Source organism: Eikenella exigua (assembly GCF_008805035.1).
Classification (GTDB): domain Bacteria; phylum Pseudomonadota; class Gammaproteobacteria; order Burkholderiales; family Neisseriaceae; genus Eikenella; species Eikenella exigua.
In genome coordinates this window covers 1,295,190-1,312,487 of sequence record NZ_CP038018.1, presented here as the reverse complement: position 1 = coordinate 1,312,487, position 17,298 = coordinate 1,295,190, and the positions used below count along the sequence as shown (strand labels likewise).

At 49.1% G+C, this 17,298-nt stretch carries 12 protein-coding genes, 2 tRNA genes and 3 rRNA genes; 12 read left to right on the top strand and 5 right to left on the bottom strand.

Annotated features, from left to right (window positions below; translation table 11 throughout):
* Nucleotides 1-91 precede the first annotated feature (91 nt).
* From EZJ17_RS06825 to pheT, 12 genes are all read left to right on the top strand, one after another.
* Nucleotides 92-1,768, top strand: a complete 1,677-nt coding sequence (locus tag EZJ17_RS06825; RefSeq protein ID WP_067441198.1) for a formate--tetrahydrofolate ligase — start codon at nt 92-94, stop codon at nt 1,766-1,768.
* A gap of 377 nt (nt 1,769-2,145) precedes the next feature.
* Nucleotides 2,146-3,686 (top strand): 16S ribosomal RNA (locus EZJ17_RS06820).
* A 68-nt stretch (nt 3,687-3,754) separates the two neighbouring features.
* Nucleotides 3,755-3,831: transfer RNA gene (locus EZJ17_RS06815), tRNA-Ile, on the top strand.
* A gap of 35 nt (nt 3,832-3,866) precedes the next feature.
* A tRNA-Ala gene (locus EZJ17_RS06810) sits at nt 3,867-3,942 on the top strand.
* Between the two features lie 330 nt (nt 3,943-4,272).
* A 23S ribosomal RNA gene (locus tag EZJ17_RS06805) occupies nt 4,273-7,243 on the top strand.
* Nucleotides 7,244-7,419: 176 nt separating this feature from the next.
* Nucleotides 7,420-7,532: ribosomal RNA gene (gene rrf / locus EZJ17_RS06800) — 5S ribosomal RNA — on the top strand.
* Together the 16S, 23S and 5S rRNA genes with 2 tRNA genes alongside form the textbook arrangement of a ribosomal RNA operon.
* A 260-nt stretch (nt 7,533-7,792) precedes the next feature.
* A complete protein-coding gene (locus EZJ17_RS06795) occupies nt 7,793-8,197 on the top strand; it encodes a ComEA family DNA-binding protein (RefSeq protein ID WP_067442625.1) in 405 nt (134 codons plus the stop codon).
* 96 nt (nt 8,198-8,293) lie between these two features.
* Nucleotides 8,294-9,238 (top strand): thioredoxin-disulfide reductase, encoded by a 945-nt coding sequence (gene trxB, locus EZJ17_RS06790; RefSeq protein WP_067442628.1) that lies wholly within the window; start codon nt 8,294-8,296, stop codon nt 9,236-9,238.
* Between the two features lie 230 nt (nt 9,239-9,468).
* Nucleotides 9,469-9,912 carry a DNA polymerase III subunit chi gene (locus tag EZJ17_RS06785; protein ID WP_067443951.1) on the top strand — a complete coding sequence of 148 codons (444 nt, stop codon included), beginning with the start codon at nt 9,469-9,471 and terminating at the stop codon, nt 9,910-9,912.
* Nucleotides 9,913-10,064: 152 nt separating this feature from the next.
* Nucleotides 10,065-11,057 (top strand): phenylalanine--tRNA ligase subunit alpha, encoded by a 993-nt coding sequence (pheS, locus tag EZJ17_RS06780; RefSeq protein ID WP_067442632.1) that lies wholly within the window; start codon nt 10,065-10,067, stop codon nt 11,055-11,057.
* Nucleotides 11,058-11,111: 54 nt separating this feature from the next.
* A complete protein-coding gene (locus EZJ17_RS06775) occupies nt 11,112-11,417 on the top strand; it encodes a hypothetical protein (protein WP_067442634.1) in 306 nt (101 codons plus the stop codon).
* 133 nt (nt 11,418-11,550) lie between these two features.
* Nucleotides 11,551-13,911, top strand: a complete 2,361-nt coding sequence (pheT, locus tag EZJ17_RS06770; protein ID WP_067442635.1) for a phenylalanine--tRNA ligase subunit beta — start codon at nt 11,551-11,553, stop codon at nt 13,909-13,911.
* Nucleotides 13,912-13,972: 61 nt separating this feature from the next.
* Here pheT and EZJ17_RS06765 read toward each other — a convergent pair whose 3' ends face one another.
* From EZJ17_RS06765 to EZJ17_RS06745, 5 genes are read right to left on the bottom strand one after another with little or no spacing between them, the layout of a single operon-like run.
* The gene (locus EZJ17_RS06765; RefSeq protein ID WP_082888166.1) at nt 13,973-14,404 is read right to left on the bottom strand and encodes a type IV pilin protein; all 432 of its coding nucleotides are present in this window, start codon (nt 14,402-14,404) and stop codon (nt 13,973-13,975) included.
* 12 nt (nt 14,405-14,416) lie between these two features.
* Nucleotides 14,417-14,938 (bottom strand): pilus assembly PilX family protein, encoded by a 522-nt coding sequence (locus tag EZJ17_RS06760; RefSeq protein ID WP_082880718.1) that lies wholly within the window; start codon nt 14,936-14,938, stop codon nt 14,417-14,419.
* Complete coding sequence (locus EZJ17_RS06755; protein ID WP_151086336.1) at nt 14,920-15,993, bottom strand: PilW family protein; 1,074 nt, start codon at nt 15,991-15,993, stop codon at nt 14,920-14,922. The genes EZJ17_RS06760 and EZJ17_RS06755 overlap by 19 nt, the downstream gene beginning before the upstream one ends.
* A 1-nt stretch (nt 15,994) precedes the next feature.
* On the bottom strand, nt 15,995-16,552 hold the full coding sequence (locus EZJ17_RS06750; RefSeq protein ID WP_067442638.1) for a PilV family protein: 558 nt from the start codon (nt 16,550-16,552) through the stop codon (nt 15,995-15,997).
* A gap of 44 nt (nt 16,553-16,596) precedes the next feature.
* Entirely contained in the window at nt 16,597-17,268 is a 672-nt protein-coding gene (locus EZJ17_RS06745; RefSeq protein ID WP_231863633.1) for a GspH/FimT family pseudopilin, read from the bottom strand.
* Nucleotides 17,269-17,298: the final 30 nt, after the last annotated feature.

The window sequence follows — 17,298 nt, the reverse complement described above, 5'->3', positions numbered from 1 at the left end:
TAATGATGAATATTCGCTTCTTATCAACTGATTTAGAGTACAATCCCTAGAGCTACGCTCTTCTTTTCCAACTCTTTATTTGGAGACCGTTATGCCCCAATTGTCCGACGTTCAAATTGCTCAAGCTGCCTCCATCCGGCATATTGACGAAATCGCTGCCAAGCTTGGCTTGAAACCGGAGCAGTTGGAGCATTATGGTAAATATAAAGCCAAAATCCATCCTGTGGATGCATTCAGGCTACCTGAAAAGCAAGGTAAGCTAATTTTGGTGACTGCCATCAGCCCCACGCCGGCCGGGGAAGGCAAAACTACAGTAACCATCGGCTTGGCCGACGCGCTCAATCGCATCGGTAAAAATGCTGTCATTGCCCTGCGTGAGCCTTCACTCGGCCCTGTGTTTGGTATCAAAGGCGGTGCGGCTGGTGGCGGCTATGCCCAAGTGCTGCCAATGGAAGATATTAACCTGCACTTTACTGGCGATTTTCACGCTATTGGTGCCGCAAATAACCTTTTGGCTGCTCTTATCGACAATCATATCTACTATGGTAATGCGCTCAATATCGATACAAAACGGATTCTGTGGCGGCGTGCAGTTGATATGAATGATCGCCATTTGCGTAATATTATCGGGGGATTGGGCAGAACTACCGATGGTGTGATGCGTGATGATGGTTTTGATATAACTGTTGCCTCCGAGGTGATGGCTGTATTCTGTTTAGCCCAAGATGTTGCCGACCTCAAACAGAGGTTGGGTAATATGTTGGTGGCGTATGCCAAAGACGGTAGCCCGGTGTATGCACGCGATTTGAAAGCACAAGGTGCAATGGCGGTGCTGTTAAAAGATGCGATTAAGCCAAATCTTGTTCAAACTATTGGAGGTACGCCCGCTTTTGTGCATGGCGGTCCGTTCGCTAATATTGCCCACGGTTGCAATTCAGTTATCGCCACACGCTTGGCTTGTCATCTGGCCGATTATGCTGTTACCGAAGCTGGGTTTGGTGCGGATTTGGGGGCTGAGAAATTTTGCGATATCAAATGTCGGTTGTCCGGTTTGCGGCCGGATGCTGCAGTGGTAGTAGCTACCGTGCGGGCATTGAAATATAACGGTGGCTTACCAAAAGATGAGTTGTCCGGTGAAAATCTGGCTGCACTGGAAAAAGGGTTACCCAATCTGTTGCGTCATATTGATAATCTGAAAAATGTGTTTGGCTTGCCGGTGGTGGTAGCTCTCAACCGATTCAGTGTTGATACTCAGGCCGAATTGAATTTGGTGGCTGAAGCCTGCCGACAACGTGGTGCGGAAATATCATTTACCGAAGTGTGGAGTAAAGGTGGTGCCGGTGGTGAGGATTTGGCGCGTAAAGTAGCTGCTGTTATCGAACAATCATCTGCACAATTTAGCTTCTCTTATGAAGTAGAGCAAAGTATCCCGGAAAAAATCCGCATGGTTGCCCAGAGAATTTATGGTGCAGATGATGTGGATTTCAGTGCGGAGGCGCTGGCTGATATCGCTAATTTGGAAAAATTGGGGTGGGACAAGTTGCCCGTTTGTATGGCAAAAACGCAATATTCATTCAGTGATAATGCTAAGTTGTTGGGTGCACCACAAGGTTTCCGTATCATTGTGCGTGGGCTGACGTTGTCTGCTGGAGCAGGGTTTGTTGTGGTGCTGTGCGGCAATATGATGAAAATGCCAGGTTTGCCAAAAGTGCCGGCTGCAGAGCGAATTGATGTGGATGAAGATGGAGTAGTTAGTGGATTGTTCTGAATAGTTTTATAATGAAAGAATTTAATAGCCTGGCAGTTGCTCGGCTATTTTTTGTGCAGGTATCTTTCAGGTAGCCAGTAGTCAGTTGTATTTATGCCGGGTAAATTTCATTTCACCTTAGTGATTTAGTTTTTGTTTGTGGATATTTTGTTTTCCGGTATTTGACAAAATATTTTGGTAGGCGTATAGTCCGCATCTTCGCTGTTCCTTACGGCACGGTTTTGTTGTCGGTTTTACGGTTCAGCAGCTCTTTAACAATCAGATTACCGATAAGTGTGGGTGTTTTACACCTGCACTGTTGAGAAGAAGACAAGACGATGTTTAACATTGTTCTGTCGATTTCTTTGAAGCAGACCAGAAGTATTAAGTTAGAGATTGAACATAAGAGTTTGATCCTGGCTCAGATTGAACGCTGGCGGCATGCTTTACACATGCAAGTCGAACGGCAGCGGGGTAGTGCTTGCACTACTGCCGGCGAGTGGCGAACGGGTGAGTAATATATCGGAACGTACCGAGTAATGGGGGATAACCAATCGAAAGATTGGCTAATACCGCATACGTCCTGAGGGAGAAAGCGGGGGATCGCAAGACCTCGCGTTATTCGAGCGGCCGATAACTGATTAGCTAGTTGGTGGGGTAAAGGCCTACCAAGGCGACGATCAGTAGCGGGTCTGAGAGGACGATCCGCCACACTGGGACTGAGACACGGCCCAGACTCCTACGGGAGGCAGCAGTGGGGAATTTTGGACAATGGGGGCAACCCTGATCCAGCCATGCCGCGTGTATGAAGAAGGCCTTCGGGTTGTAAAGTACTTTTGTTCGGGAAGAAAAGGAGGGTGCTAATACCACCCTTTGCTGACGGTACCGAAAGAATAAGCACCGGCTAACTACGTGCCAGCAGCCGCGGTAATACGTAGGGTGCGAGCGTTAATCGGAATTACTGGGCGTAAAGCGAGCGCAGATGGTTATTTAAGCAGGATGTGAAATCCCCGGGCTCAACCTGGGAACTGCGTTCTGAACTGGATAGCTAGAGTGTGTCAGAGGGGGGTAGAATTCCACGTGTAGCAGTGAAATGCGTAGAGATGTGGAGGAATACCGATGGCGAAGGCAGCCCCCTGGGATAACACTGACGTTCATGCTCGAAAGCGTGGGTAGCAAACAGGATTAGATACCCTGGTAGTCCACGCCCTAAACGATGTCGATTAGCTGTTGGGCAACTTGATTGCTTAGTAGCGTAGCTAACGCGTGAAATCGACCGCCTGGGGAGTACGGTCGCAAGATTAAAACTCAAAGGAATTGACGGGGACCCGCACAAGCGGTGGATGATGTGGATTAATTCGATGCAACGCGAAGAACCTTACCTGGTTTTGACATGTACGGAACCCTTTAGAGATAGAGGGGTGCCTTCGGGAGCCGTAACACAGGTGCTGCATGGCTGTCGTCAGCTCGTGTCGTGAGATGTTGGGTTAAGTCCCGCAACGAGCGCAACCCTTGTCATTAGTTGCCATCATTTAGTTGGGCACTCTAATGAGACTGCCGGTGACAAACCGGAGGAAGGTGGGGATGACGTCAAGTCCTCATGGCCCTTATGACCAGGGCTTCACACGTCATACAATGGTCGGTACAGAGGGTAGCCAAGCCGCGAGGCGGAGCCAATCCCAGAAAACCGATCGTAGTCCGGATTGCACTCTGCAACTCGAGTGCATGAAGTCGGAATCGCTAGTAATCGCAGGTCAGCATACTGCGGTGAATACGTTCCCGGGTCTTGTACACACCGCCCGTCACACCATGGGAGTGGGGGATACCAGAAGCAGGTAGGGTAACCGCAAGGAGCTCGCTTGCCACGGTATGCTTCATGACTGGGGTGAAGTCGTAACAAGGTAGCCGTAGGGGAACCTGCGGCTGGATCACCTCCTTTCTAGAGAAAAAGTAGGGGTAGAGCATCCACACCTATCGGTAATCGGATACAGATGCGAAGAGAATGTTGGGTTTGTAGCTCAGCTGGTTAGAGCACACGCTTGATAAGCGTGGGGTCGGAGGTTCAAGTCCTCCCAGACCCACCAGTAGGCGTAGAGTGGAGCAGATCCGCCCAGGTACTGGGGGCATAGCTCAGTTGGTAGAGCACCTGCTTTGCAAGCAGGGGGTCATCGGTTCGATCCCGTTTGCCTCCACCACACAATACTTTCCAAATAAAAGTATGCTAAATATGCGAGCAAGCTGTTACATGTTGCAGTTTTGAGCGGTAGTTTATTTTTATTTGCGAAGTCAAAACGCATCGATCTTTAACAAATTGGCAAGCCGAAATCAACAAACAAACGAAGTAAGGCTTATCCTAAAGATAAGTCATACAGAAATTTGGGTGATGATTGTATCGACCGAATCCTGAAACGCAAAAGGCAGGGTTCGGACACAACAAGCAGTAAGCTTTATCAGAGTGGAGGCCTTAAGCCCCAGCTGTAGTCAACGCAGCGCGGGCGAAGTCAAAGAGGCGCTTCAAATGATAGAGTCAAGTGAATAAGTGCATCAGGTGGATGCCTTGGCGATGATAGGCGACGAAGGACGTGTAAGCCTGCGAAAAGCATCGGGGAGCTGGCAATAGAGCTTTGATCCGGTGATGTCCGAATGGGGGAACCCACACAGCAATGTGTATCCTAAGCTGAATATATAAGCTTAGAGAAGCGAACCCGGAGAACTGAACCATCTAAGTACCCGGAGGAAAAGAAATCAACCGAGATTCCGCAAGTAGTGGCGAGCGAACGCGGAGCAGCCTGTATGTGATAGCCGTCGGGATAGGAGAAGGAATTGGAAACTTCCGCCATAGTGGGTGATAGCCCTGTATCCGAAATTCCGGCAGTGGTACTAAGCATATGACAAGTAGGGCGGGACACGAGAAATCCTGTCTGAAGATGGGGGGACCATCCTCCAAGGCTAAATACTCATCATCGACCGATAGTGAACCAGTACCGTGAGGGAAAGGCGAAAAGAACCCCGGGAGGGGAGTGAAATAGAACCTGAAACCTGATGCATACAAACAGTGGGAGCACTTTATTGTGTGACTGCGTACCTTTTGTATAATGGGTCAACGACTTACATTCAGTAGCGAGCTTAACCGGATAGGGGAGGCGTAGGGAAACCGAGTCTTAATAGGGCGTCATAGTTGCTGGGTGTAGACCCGAAACCGAGTGATCTATCCATGGCCAGGTTGAAGGTGCCGTAACAGGTACTGGAGGACCGAACCCACGCATGTTGCAAAATGCGGGGATGAGCTGTGGATAGGGGTGAAAGGCTAAACAAACTCGGAGATAGCTGGTTCTCCCCGAAAACTATTTAGGTAGTGCCTCATGTATCACTTCCGGGGGTAAAGCACTGTTATGGCTAGGGGGTCATTGCGACTTACCAACCCATGGCAAACTCAGAATACCGGAAAGTGCAATCATGGGAGACAGACAGCGGGTGCTAACGTCCGTTGTCGAAAGGGAAACAACCCAGACCGCCAGCTAAGGTCCCAAATGATAGATTAAGTGGTAAACGAAGTGGGAAGGCTTAGACAGCCAGGATGTTGGCTTAGAAGCAGCCATCATTTAAAGAAAGCGTAACAGCTCACTGGTCGAGTCATCCTGCGCGGAAGATGTAACGGGGCTCAAATCTATAACCGAAGCTGCGGATGCATGCTTCATTAAAACAGCTTGCCGGAGCAAAGTGACGGAAAGCGCCCATCAAAGTCGAGTATGGTAGATGGGGTTAGCTGTTTTAATGAAGCGTGCATGGTAGGGGAGCGTTCTGTAGGCCTGAGAAGGCGTTTCGTAAGGAATGCTGGAGGTATCAGAAGTGCGAATGTTGACATGAGTAGCGATAAAGCGGGTGAAAAGCCCGCTCGCCGAAAGCCCAAGGTTTCCTGCGCAACGTTCATCGGCGCAGGGTGAGTCGGCCCCTAAGGCGAGGCAGAGATGCGTAGTCGATGGGAAACGGGTTAATATTCCCGTACTTGATTTAAGTGCGATGTGGGGACGGAGAAGGTTAGGTCAGCAAACTGTTGGAATAGTTTGTTCAAGCTAGTAGGTGGAAGAATTAGGCAAATCCGGTTCTTCATAACACCGAGAAGCGATAACGAGTATCTACGGATACGAAGTGACTGATACCACGCTTCCAGGAAAAGCCACTAAGCTCCAGCTTAAATCGAACCGTACCGCAAACCGACACAGGTGGGCAGGATGAGAATTCTAAGGCGCTTGAGAGAACTCGGGAGAAGGAACTCGGCAAATTGATACCGTAACTTCGGGAGAAGGTATGCCCTCTGAGGTGAAGGATTTACTCCGTAAGCTTTGGAGGGTCGCAGAGAATCGGTGGCTGCGACTGTTTATTAAAAACACAGCACTCTGCAAACACGAAAGTGGACGTATAGGGTGTGACGCCTGCCCGGTGCTGGAAGGTTAATTGAAGATGTGAGAGCATCGGATCGAAGCCCCAGTAAACGGCGGCCGTAACTATAACGGTCCTAAGGTAGCGAAATTCCTTGTCGGGTAAGTTCCGACCCGCACGAATGGCGTAACGATGGCCACACTGTCTCCTCCCGAGACTCAGCGAAGTTGAAGTGGTTGTGAAGATGCAATCTACCCGCTGCTAGACGGAAAGACCCCGTGAACCTTTACTGTAGCTTTGCATTGGACTTTGAAGTCACTTGTGTAGGATAGGTGGGAGGCTTAGAAGCAGAGGCGCTAGTTTCTGTGGAGCCGTCCTTGAAATACCACCCTGGTGACTTTGAGGTTCTAACCCAGGTCCGTAAACCGGATCGGGGACCGTGCATGGTAGGCAGTTTGACTGGGGCGGTCTCCTCCCAAAGAGTAACGGAGGAGTTCGAAGGTTATCTAGGTCCGGTCGGAAATCGGACTGATAGTGCAATGGCAAAAGGTAGCTTAACTGCGAGACCGACAAGTCGAGCAGGTGCGAAAGCAGGACATAGTGATCCGGTGGTTCTGAATGGAAGGGCCATCGCTCAACGGATAAAAGGTACTCCGGGGATAACAGGCTGATTCCGCCCAAGAGTTCATATCGACGGCGGAGTTTGGCACCTCGATGTCGGCTCATCACATCCTGGGGCTGTAGTCGGTCCCAAGGGTATGGCTGTTCGCCATTTAAAGTGGTACGTGAGCTGGGTTTAAAACGTCGTGAGACAGTTTGGTCCCTATCTGCAGTGGGCGTTGGAAGTTTGACAGGGGCTGCTCCTAGTACGAGAGGACCGGAGTGGACGAACCTCTGGTGTACCGGTTGTCACGCCAGTGGCATCGCCGGGTAGCTAAGTTCGGGAAGGATAAGCGCTGAAAGCATCTAAGCGCGAAACCTGCCTGGAGATGAGACTTCCCTTGCGGTATAACCGCGCTGAAGAGTCGTTCTAGACCAGGACGTTGATAGGTGGGGTGTGGAAGCGCGGCAACGCGTGCAGCTAACCCATACTAATTGCTCGTGAGGCTTGGCTCTATCATTTGAAGTGCTTTGCGGTGTGGAGACACCGGGAAGGGCACTCATAGAGAATAAAGCTTACTGGAATCGATACACATTACCCGATTGTTTGGTTAGTATAGCCGGACAGGACAGTTTGATTTGATTGGCCGGAGTGGACGCTACCGGCGGCTTGACGATTTGTACAGTTTAAGTTTGGCGGCCATAGCGGTTTGGTCCCACGCCTTCCCATCCCGAACAGGGCCGTGAAACGAACCAGCGCCGATGATAGTGCGGATACCCGTGCGAAAGTAGGACACTGCCAAACACCTATTTACGACACCCGCCTGATGGCGGGTGTTGTGCTTTGTGGGAGTATGATGAAAGGAATGGATGGAAATCCGGGATAGCGGTACAGTGTGAGTTGGAAAAGGAAGAACGAACCAACTTCGCATAAGGTAAAATGCAATTATTTGTTACTTATGGGTAAAGATGCTTGTGTGATAAGTAATGTCAGGCTATCATAACGTGAATACTGTATCTTTAAGGAGCAGTATTTTGCCCGATTAATTGTATAAGGAGTTCTGTATGAAGAAGTTTCTTTTCGTCGTTTTTACCCTGTTAAGTTTTTCTTGGGCATTAGCACAAGTTAATATTAACACAGCCACCGCGCAAGAGCTTCAAACCTTGAATGGCATCGGTCCGGCTAAGGCTGCTGCAATTGTAGAATATCGCACAGCCAATGGCCCGTTCAAATCTCCCGAAGACATTAAAAATGTACGTGGTATCGGTAACGGCATTTATCAGAAGATTTCTTCAGAAATTACCATAGGCAATGGTCAGGATGCCCGTGCTCCTGCCGCCCGTCCGGCCACTCAGCAGCAACAGCAGCAACCGGCTGCTGCCAAACCAGCTACTCCTGCAGTCAAACCGTCTGCCAGCAAACCTGCCGCCGCCCGGCCAGCTACCAACAAATCTGCTACCAATCCCTGATAAGCACCAAACACTATGCACCGCCAGCCATTTTGCCGGCGGTGTTTTTATGCCCGAAAGCGGGTACAATAAATACCATTTTATTTGGAGAAGAATATGCCCAAACACCATAAACTCATCATCCTCGGTTCTGGCCCTGCTGGTTACACCGCCGCCGTTTACGCCGCCCGCGCCAATCTCAATCCCATCATCATTACCGGTTTGGAACAAGGCGGCCAACTTATGACTACCACCGAAGTGGACAACTGGCCTGCCGATGCCGACGGCGTGCAGGGCCCCGAACTGATGGCACGCTTTCTCGCCCACGCCGAACGCTTCGGCACAGAAATCGTTTTCGACCATATCCACACCGCGCAACTGCAGCAACGCCCGTTCAAACTCATTGGTGATGCGGGCGAATATACCTGCGACGCACTCATCGTCGCCACCGGCGCATCGGCCAAATACCTCGGCCTGCCGAGCGAAGAAACCTTTGCCGGACGCGGCGTGTCCGCCTGCGCCACCTGCGACGGCTTCTTCTACAAAAAACAGGACGTAGCCGTTGTCGGCGGCGGCAACACCGCCGTGGAAGAAGCACTTTACCTGGCCAACATCGCCAATACCGTAACCCTGATACACCGTCGCGACAGTTTCCGAGCCGAAAAAATCATGGTGGACAAACTGATGCGCCGCGTGGAAGAAGGCAAAATTGTCTTGAAAACCGAAGCCGTGTTGGAAGAAGTATTGGGCGACGACAACGGCGTAACCAGCGTGCGGCTGAAATTCAACGACGGCCACAGCGAAGACATCGCCGTCAAAGGCGTATTTATCGCCATCGGGCACAAACCCAATACTGACATCTTCAAGGGCCAGCTTGAAATGGATGATGCGGGCTACCTGAAAACCAAAGGTGGCAGTGGCGATAACGTCGGCGCAACCAACATCGAAGGCATCTGGGCGGCGGGCGACGTGAAAGATCACACCTACCGCCAAGCTATCACCAGCGCGGCCTCCGGCTGCCAAGCCGCACTCGATGCTGAACGCTGGCTTGACCAACACTGAGTGCCAACAGGCTACCTGAAAGTGCGAAATATCTGAAAAGTCGTTTTAGTTTCGCAGAAACTCAGCTTCGGCTGCGCCGAAACATCACTTCAGGTAGCCTCTCGCCTATAATCAAATTTCAGGTAGCCTAACCGCAAGGCAATACTCCTAGTATCACAAATCATTGCTGGCAATGAACAGGCTACCTGAAAATCAAAACGTTCCGTAAAACCATTTTTCAGGTAGCCTCCATGCCCACCGTTACGTTCTACACCCACGTTGCCGATTTGGAAACCTTCGCCTGCCGCCTGGCCAAACGCGTAGTTGAAGCCGGCTGCCGTGTGCTAGTTTGGGGCAGTAGTGCGGAACAGCTGACAACCCTCGACCGCCAACTGTGGGTATTCGAGGCCGAAAGCTTCCTGCCGCACGAAATCTGGCTGCCAGAAGAAAACCCGTGCCCGACAGAACCGCCGATACTGCTGGCCGAAGATGAAGCTCTGCCCGCAGCGGACAGCAGCCTGGTGGTGCTGAATTTATCGGCAGACTTGTGGAGCGATGCGCCGAATACGCCAGAACGTGTGCTGGAAATCGTTGGCCACAGTGAAACCCAGCTTGCCGCTGCCCGCCGTCGTTTTGCTGCCTACCGTAACGGCGGTTTCAAAATCGAACACCACAATATGCAGGGCAAAGCCTAGTTTTTTGTCCGCCGTCCGCTTTGCCGGTCTGCTATAAAAACAGCCCATTTTCGGCTAAAATGCCGCCTTTCCCGCCTTCGGTTTTGCTGCCAGATTTTTCAGGTAGCCTGCAGGTGTGTCGCCTCATTCCTATCATCATTTCACAATAAAATATGCAAAACGCAGAACAAATTACCGCCGCCGGCATTGCCGCCATCCAAAACACCGCCGACCAGCAAGCCCTCGAGCTCGTTAAAGCCCAGTATCTCGGCAAAACCGGCGAACTCAACGCCCTGCTCAAACAGCTCGGCAGCCTGCCGCCCGAAGAGAAAAAAACCGTCGGCGCGTTCATCAACGAATGTAAGCAGCGTTTCCAAGTCGCCTACGATGCCAAACGCGCCGAGTTGGCCGAAGTCAAACTGCAAGCCCAGCTTGCCGCCGAAGCACTCGATATTACCCTGCCTGGACGCGCGCAGGAAAATGGCGGTCTGCATCCCGTAACCCTGACCTTGCAGCGCGTGGTCGAACTCTTTCACGGCATGGGTTTTGAAGTGGCAGACGGCCCGGAAATCGAAGACGATTTCCACAACTTCCAAGCTTTGAACATTCCCGCAAACCATCCGGCCCGCGCCATGCAGGATACGTTCTACGTTGAAAACGGCGATGTTTTGCGTACACACACTTCCCCAATTCAAATCCGCTACATGCTCGACAAAAAAGAGCCGCCCATCCGTATTATCGCCCCAGGCCGTGTTTACCGCGTGGACAGCGATGCTACGCACTCGCCCATGTTCCACCAAGCTGAGGGCCTGTGGGTGGAAGAGGGCGTAACCTTCGCCGATTTGAAAGCCGTGTTCACCGATTTCATCCGCCGCTTTTTCGAACGCGATGATTTGCAAGTACGTTTCCGTCCGTCTTTCTTCCCGTTTACCGAACCGTCCGCAGAAATCGACATCATGTGTGAAAACGGCAAATGGCTGGAAGTCAGCGGCTGCGGCATGGTGCATCCCAACGTGTTGAAAAACGTGAATATCGACCCCGAAAAATACACCGGTTTCGCCTTCGGCATCGGCCTCGACCGCTTTGCCATGTTGCGTTACAACATGAACGATCTGCGATTGTTTTTCGATAACGATTTGAACTTTTTGAAACAGTTTGCGAAATGATTGTGCAGGCTGCCTAAAAATGAAAAAGCAGCCCGTACCGCAGAAAGCCGAATCATGAAACGCTATGTCGGCCCATCCGTTTGCTATGCGTTTGCTGTTGCATTGTGGCTGCTGTCCATCTATTGTGAAATCTGTGCTTTGGCACTGGCTGATTTGAAAACCCTGACCGGCGACGATGTGGAAGGTGCAATAAGGTGGTCGAATTACGGATTTACCGCATTTACCGTATCCTGTTTTGCCACCGCGATCGGTAGTTGGTTGATGTCGTGGTTTAAAAGCTGGGAGCGTGTGGCGTTTACAGTGAGTGTCACCTTAAGCTATACCTTGCTGGCGTGGTTCGTAACAATCTTATTGATTTGATTGCTTAAGGTTTGAAAAGGCTACTTGAAAGCAACAGCCTCAACAAAGTTAAAAAGCAGCCTGCCCCCTAAGCAAACAGGTCGTCTGAAAACAAAATCTGATAAAAAGTTAATTAGTTGATTGAGAACATAACATGCAATTCTCCTACTCATGGCTGAAAACCCAAGCCGATACCGAACTTTCCGCCGATAAGCTGGAACATTTGTTAACCATGTCCGGCTTGGAAGTGGAAGAGGCCGAGACTGCCGCGTCTGCGTTTACGGGCGTGGTGATTGCCGAAGTGAAATCCGTTGAAAAACATCCTGATGCCGACCGTTTGAACGTTACCCAAGTCGATGCGGGTACGGGCGAGTTGGTGCAGATTGTGTGCGGTGCGCCGAATGTGAAAGCGGGCATCAAAGTGCCGTGTTCGCTGCCGGGCGCGGTGTTGCCGGGCAATTTCAAAATCAAGCCGACCAAGATGCGCGGCGTGGTGTCGAACGGAATGTTGTGTTCCGCCAAAGAGTTGGGGCTACCTGAAAACGGCGTAGACGGCTTGCTCGTCCTGCCGCAAGACGCTCCTGTCGGCGCAAACATCCGTGAATATCTGGATTTGGACGATACGGTGTTCACGCTGAAAATTACACCGAACCGTGCCGACTGCCTGAGCATCAAAGGCATTGCGCGTGAAGTGTCCGCATTGACGGGTTGCGCGTTCAAGCAGCCTGAAATCCATGCCGCGCCCATTACGGGCAGCCGCAAACAGCCTGTGCAGATTGATGCGCCTGCCGATTGCGGCCGCTTTATCAGCCGCGTGATTGAAAACGTGAACGCGCGCGCCGCTACGCCGGATTGGATGAAGCAGCGTTTGGAGCGCAGCGGTGTCCGCAGTATTTCCGCGCTGGTGGACATTGGCAATTATGTGATGCTGGAAATCGGTCAGCCAATGCATGTTTTTGATGCAGACAAACTTTCAGGCAGCCTGCACATCCGCCGCGCGTGCGAAAGTGAAATGCTGGAATGCCTGAACGAGAAAACCGTCTCTCTGTCTGAAAACACGCTGGTAGTTGCCGACGAAAAAGGTGCGTTGAGCTTGGCAGGTCTGATGGGCGGCGCAGCGAGTGCAGTTTCAGACGACACGCAAAATATCGTGCTGGAAGCGGCTTGGTTTGCGCCTGAAATCATCGCAGGGAAATCGCGCCAATACGGTTTTGGCTCGGATTCGTCGTTCCGCTTTGAGCGCGGCGTGGATTACCGTTTGCAGGCTGATGCTATCGAACGCGCCACCGAATTGGTTTTGCAAATCTGCGGTGGTGAGGCAGGCGAAATGGTAGAAGCGTTGGGCAGGCTACCTGAAAACAAACAGGTTGAATTGCGTTTAGGCCGTCTGAAAACCGTGTTGGGCGTGGACATTCCTGCCGAACAGGTGGAAACCATTTTGCAGCACTTGGGCTTGCAGCCTGAAAAAACGGCGGAAGGCTTCCGCGTTACTGCGCCGAGCTTCCGTTTCGACATCGAAATCGAGGCCGATTTGATTGAAGAAATCGGTCGCGTTTACGGCTATGAAAATATCCCCGACGATTACACGTCAGGCCGTCTGAAAATGTTGGCGCTGCCCGAAACCCGCCGTCCGCGTTTTGCCGTTTATAACGAAATGGCGGCGCGCGGCTACCGCGAAGTGGTCAGCTATGCCTTCGTTGACGAGCAGTGGGAACTCGATTTTGCCGCCAACGCCAACCCCATCCGCCTGCAAAACCCGTTGGCGGCTCAGTATGCCGTGATGCGTTCCACGCTCATTGGTGGCTTGGTGGAAATTCTGCAGAACAATCTGAACCGCAAGCAAAACCGCGTGCGCGTGTTTGAAATTGCCCGCGTGTTCAGCAAAGGTTCAGACGGCCTGTTTGTGCAAAACGAACGCATCGGCGGCCTGTGGTACGGCGCGGTGATGCCCGAACAATGGGGCGAGAAAACGCGCAACGCAGATTTTTACGATATTAAGGCCGATGTGGAAAATCTGTTGAAAAACAAAGCGGTTGAGTTCGTCAAAACCGAACATTCCGCCCTGCATCCCGGCCGCGCTGCCAATATCGTTTCAGACGACCAAGTCATCGGCTTTGTCGGCGAATTGCATCCGAAATGGCTGCAAAAATACGACTTGCCGCAAGCGCCGCTGGTATTTGAAATCGACATGGCTGCCGTGTTAGAACGCGAAAAAACGCGCTATCAGGCAGTATCAAAATTCCAGCCGGTTCGCAGGGATTTGGCGTTTGTCATGCCGGAAACCACCACCTTCGAGCAGTTGCAGGCTGCTTTGCGCGGCGTACAATCGGATTTGATTCGAGAAATTACCTTGTTTGACGTATATCGTGGAGTAGGGCTACCTGAAAACATGAAAAGCATGGCAGTAAAAGTGATTTTGCAGGATACTGAACGTACCTTGACAGATGATATGGTTGAAGAGATCGTACAGAGGTTGATTGCTGCTGCTGAAACTGTTGGTGCACAGTTAAGATAGATAAGAATAAGAAGCCGGCTGCTTAGGTATCAAGTAACCGGCTTAGTTATATAAATAAAATCTATTTGTTAATCATTGTACAAGAAGATGATTTGCTTTGTGCCTCATTTACAGTTTTGCATTCGTAGATAGTACCAGATGCTGTAATGTAAAGGGACTTTCTGTAGTTGCTAGGTCTAGGTTGGAGGTATACATAGTAACTGTTAATAGATGAACCACTCCCAAACCCTGAAGTAAACGTATATTTGCCTGTGGGGTTGCTATTTTTAGAGTTAATCAAGCTAGCTAGCCCAGCAGTAGAGTAGTTACCATTATTGAGTATTTTATTTTGTCGCATTTGCGCTGCAATATCTAATAACTCATTTTTTGCAACTGCTAAATCAGTTCGTTCAACATAAGCTTGATAGGAAGGCAGGGCAATGATTGTCAATATAGCAATAATTGCAACCACTGTTAATAGCTCTAGGAGGGTAAATCCAGTTTGGGCTTTCATATTCTTGACCTGTTATGAGCTGATGTACTCTACATAAGATTGCAAAGTCACAACTGTGTTAGAGTTTGCGCCCCATGCTCTAGCTGTAACCCGGAAAATACTTTTCGATGCATTTTGATCCTGATGAGTGCCACCCAAACGCTCAACCATATAACAAGCATTATTTTTATTACTATTCCCAGAAATACAGTACCTACCTTTCCCGTTGGTATTCAGATCTACACTATCATCCGAACGTTTCCATACTGGCGTGGACTCAGATGCTTTACCACCACAAATTCCATTTGAGCAACTATTAGAAGTTTCCTGTTTATCAAATTCGGCATTCCCCACTTCTAAAATACGAGATTCACCACTACGTAAAGCTTGTTCGGCTAGTGAGAGAGCAAACTTCCGATCCGCTTCGTTTGAGCTGATACGCATTTCAGTATTAGTAGATTGTATACTAGCAATTACAACTATTGCAATTACCAGCATCATGATTAGAACAACAAATAAAGTGTAACCTTTTTGTTTTAGAATAGGTTGGCACATATATTACCTCCACGGACGTTTGCACGAATTAAATATTGATTCACGACACCGTAAGTTGATGGGCTATTATTAAGCCGTAATTGTACCTCAATAATGGTGGGTAAGGTGGATACACGCGTAATATTTGCTGTTGATTTTAGCTGGTCTCTATTTTCGGAAAAAGTAACCTTAGTACTAGTATCGTCACAGCCAGAATATATGGCAGAATATTGCATGCTCTGTATATTTGCAGCCATTAACTGAGGGTTACTCCACTGCCCATTTTTATCTAAGGTAAAACGGTAAAGAGCATCGGTGTCATTAACCCCATTTATACGACCAACAACGTAGGCAGCACTATATACCTGAGATAGTGTAGTTTGTGGGATATAAAAAACAGCACTATTATTTGAGTTTGATGTACGCGGGCCTGTACCAAAATCAGATACATCTACTTCATTGCTGTTAATTTTAATGTTGTTGCTTCTGTGTTTATCAATATACATTCGTGAACAAGAAGATAAAGCAACATGTCCGCCTGCTCGCACCACAGATCTTAACTCTTCAGAAGCACCAGTTGTTTTTGTTCCTGTGCTATCAAGAGGAGTGGGATGTAACCCGTACGTAAAAACGAGAACTTTTGATCCCGGTTTGGGAATAAAGTTATGGCGAGAAAATGCGGCGCTTGCATCAGTATTGCTCATGGTGCTAATGCCGTTATAATTTGGGTCACCCAATTTAAGTTGAAATTTAGCAGGAGATTGAAAACCATCACTTGAGCCAGGAGAAGTGGGGAGTTCTTTTGGGACTAAGTTACCCATGTTAAAACAACCGAAGGCACCTGCCATTTGAGCATCACGTAAGACTAACTCTGATACGTTGCGTAAATCTTGTTGTGCGGCTAGGCGGTTTTCTGATGTTCTTTTCATTCTGCTGGTGGTGCCGTAAGTAATACCAATAGCCAGCAATACAACCAAGGCAAGCGAGCTGGCCACCATGAATTCAATTAGAGTAAAACCATACTCTGTGTTCTGTGGAAGAAGGGGGGAAATTGGAGAAAGTTGTTTTTTCCTCATGTTAATCTCCTACGACGGCACTATATTGGAAGTTATAATTATCACTATTTGCCCCCGCTGCATCATCATTAGTTTCTGACCATTTGACGGATATGGTGGTCGTGGGGGTTGCTCCGCTTGTACTGTCTATTTTGTAGGCAATATTGCCGGCATTTGGTAATGCAATCTTTAACTCATTCACAAACGCATTCGTAATACAAGTAGTAAACTCGCTATTCGTCACGATTGAGTTGGCAGAACCTAATCCACATATAACATTAGCGGTCGGAGGATTGCTGTCAACATTGACCCAAGAAGCGGTTTTATAGTTTGAATATTGTAATTTGGCATTGACGTTACTAGCACTACCTAAATTGGTAATGACATCTGGATTACTCAGCATACCTGCAGATAGGTTTTGTACTGCCTGGGCAACACGAGTTTGCATTTCTGCCTCGCGGACATTACCAACAGATTTTAGTTGTGCAAGCATTAAAGCCATGATGCCGAAAGCCATAATAAAAACAGATATCAATACTTCAAGCAAGGTACTTCCGCGCATTGATTGTAGTTTTAGCATGGGAAATTTCTTTGTATGAGCCATGGTTTATAAGGTTCCTAAAATTATGAGAGAGCACAGAAGTTTTTGTAATCAGCTGCCTGAATCCTATCAAATACAGCAGGCGTCATGGATGTATTGCACGAGACAACCCTTCCACTAGGTGCAATGAGAGCCATCCGTACTCGTTTGCCATCACTGGCTGAAATTCTAATGTAGTGCGAGGCATAGGTGTAAGGTACACTGGATCCGCTTTTTATTCCAGTACCAAAAGAACCATTGGGTAAGAATATAAACCGGTATTTAGTGTTTGAAGTAGATAGCTTATTAAAACCAATATCCAAATAAGTGATATTGACATTGCCTTGATCGATCAAGACAGAGCGTAAATCAATATCGCTGTTAGGATTGGTGATACTACTTTGATAGTCGTCATCTTTGTTGCTATCAACAAATGCCAATAGGGAGCTACCTCCCTTATCACAGCCATTATCAGGTTTTGCGTCAGACTTTAACTTAATTCCTCCGCATATAAGCACGGGTGCGTTACGCCGAACAGCTTCTGTTCTGGCAAATCTAAAAGTGGTAACAACACGGTCAATATGCCCAGCAATTCTTTGATTTGAAATAAAATCACTCATGCTTGGCATGGCGAGCGTGGCCATAATCCCAATAAGGGTTAGGGTAATCATTAGTTCTATCAAGGTAAAACCCTGGATATGTTGTTGTGTTTTCATAGCCATCACTCTAAAACGGGGAATGGGGCA

What these genes read in the sequence shown, in the direction of transcription:
- EZJ17_RS06785 (WP_067443951.1), top strand. Translation starts at nt 9,469, where the DNA reads ATGCCCACCGTTACGTTCTACACCCACGTTGCCGATTTGGAAACCTTC.
- EZJ17_RS06825 (WP_067441198.1), top strand. Translation starts at nt 92, where the DNA reads ATGCCCCAATTGTCCGACGTTCAAATTGCTCAAGCTGCCTCCATCCGG.
- EZJ17_RS06775 (WP_067442634.1), top strand. Translation starts at nt 11,112, where the DNA reads ATGAAACGCTATGTCGGCCCATCCGTTTGCTATGCGTTTGCTGTTGCA.
- EZJ17_RS06765 (WP_082888166.1), bottom strand. Translation starts at nt 14,404, where the DNA reads ATGAAAGCCCAAACTGGATTTACCCTCCTAGAGCTATTAACAGTGGTT.
- pheT (WP_067442635.1), top strand. Translation starts at nt 11,551, where the DNA reads ATGCAATTCTCCTACTCATGGCTGAAAACCCAAGCCGATACCGAACTT.
- EZJ17_RS06745 (WP_231863633.1), bottom strand. Translation starts at nt 17,268, where the DNA reads ATGAAAACACAACAACATATCCAGGGTTTTACCTTGATAGAACTAATG.
- pheS (WP_067442632.1), top strand. Translation starts at nt 10,065, where the DNA reads ATGCAAAACGCAGAACAAATTACCGCCGCCGGCATTGCCGCCATCCAA.
- EZJ17_RS06795 (WP_067442625.1), top strand. Translation starts at nt 7,793, where the DNA reads ATGAAGAAGTTTCTTTTCGTCGTTTTTACCCTGTTAAGTTTTTCTTGG.
- EZJ17_RS06755 (WP_151086336.1), bottom strand. Translation starts at nt 15,993, where the DNA reads ATGAGGAAAAAACAACTTTCTCCAATTTCCCCCCTTCTTCCACAGAAC.
- EZJ17_RS06750 (WP_067442638.1), bottom strand. Translation starts at nt 16,552, where the DNA reads ATGCTAAAACTACAATCAATGCGCGGAAGTACCTTGCTTGAAGTATTG.
- EZJ17_RS06760 (WP_082880718.1), bottom strand. Translation starts at nt 14,938, where the DNA reads ATGTGCCAACCTATTCTAAAACAAAAAGGTTACACTTTATTTGTTGTT.
- trxB (WP_067442628.1), top strand. Translation starts at nt 8,294, where the DNA reads ATGCCCAAACACCATAAACTCATCATCCTCGGTTCTGGCCCTGCTGGT.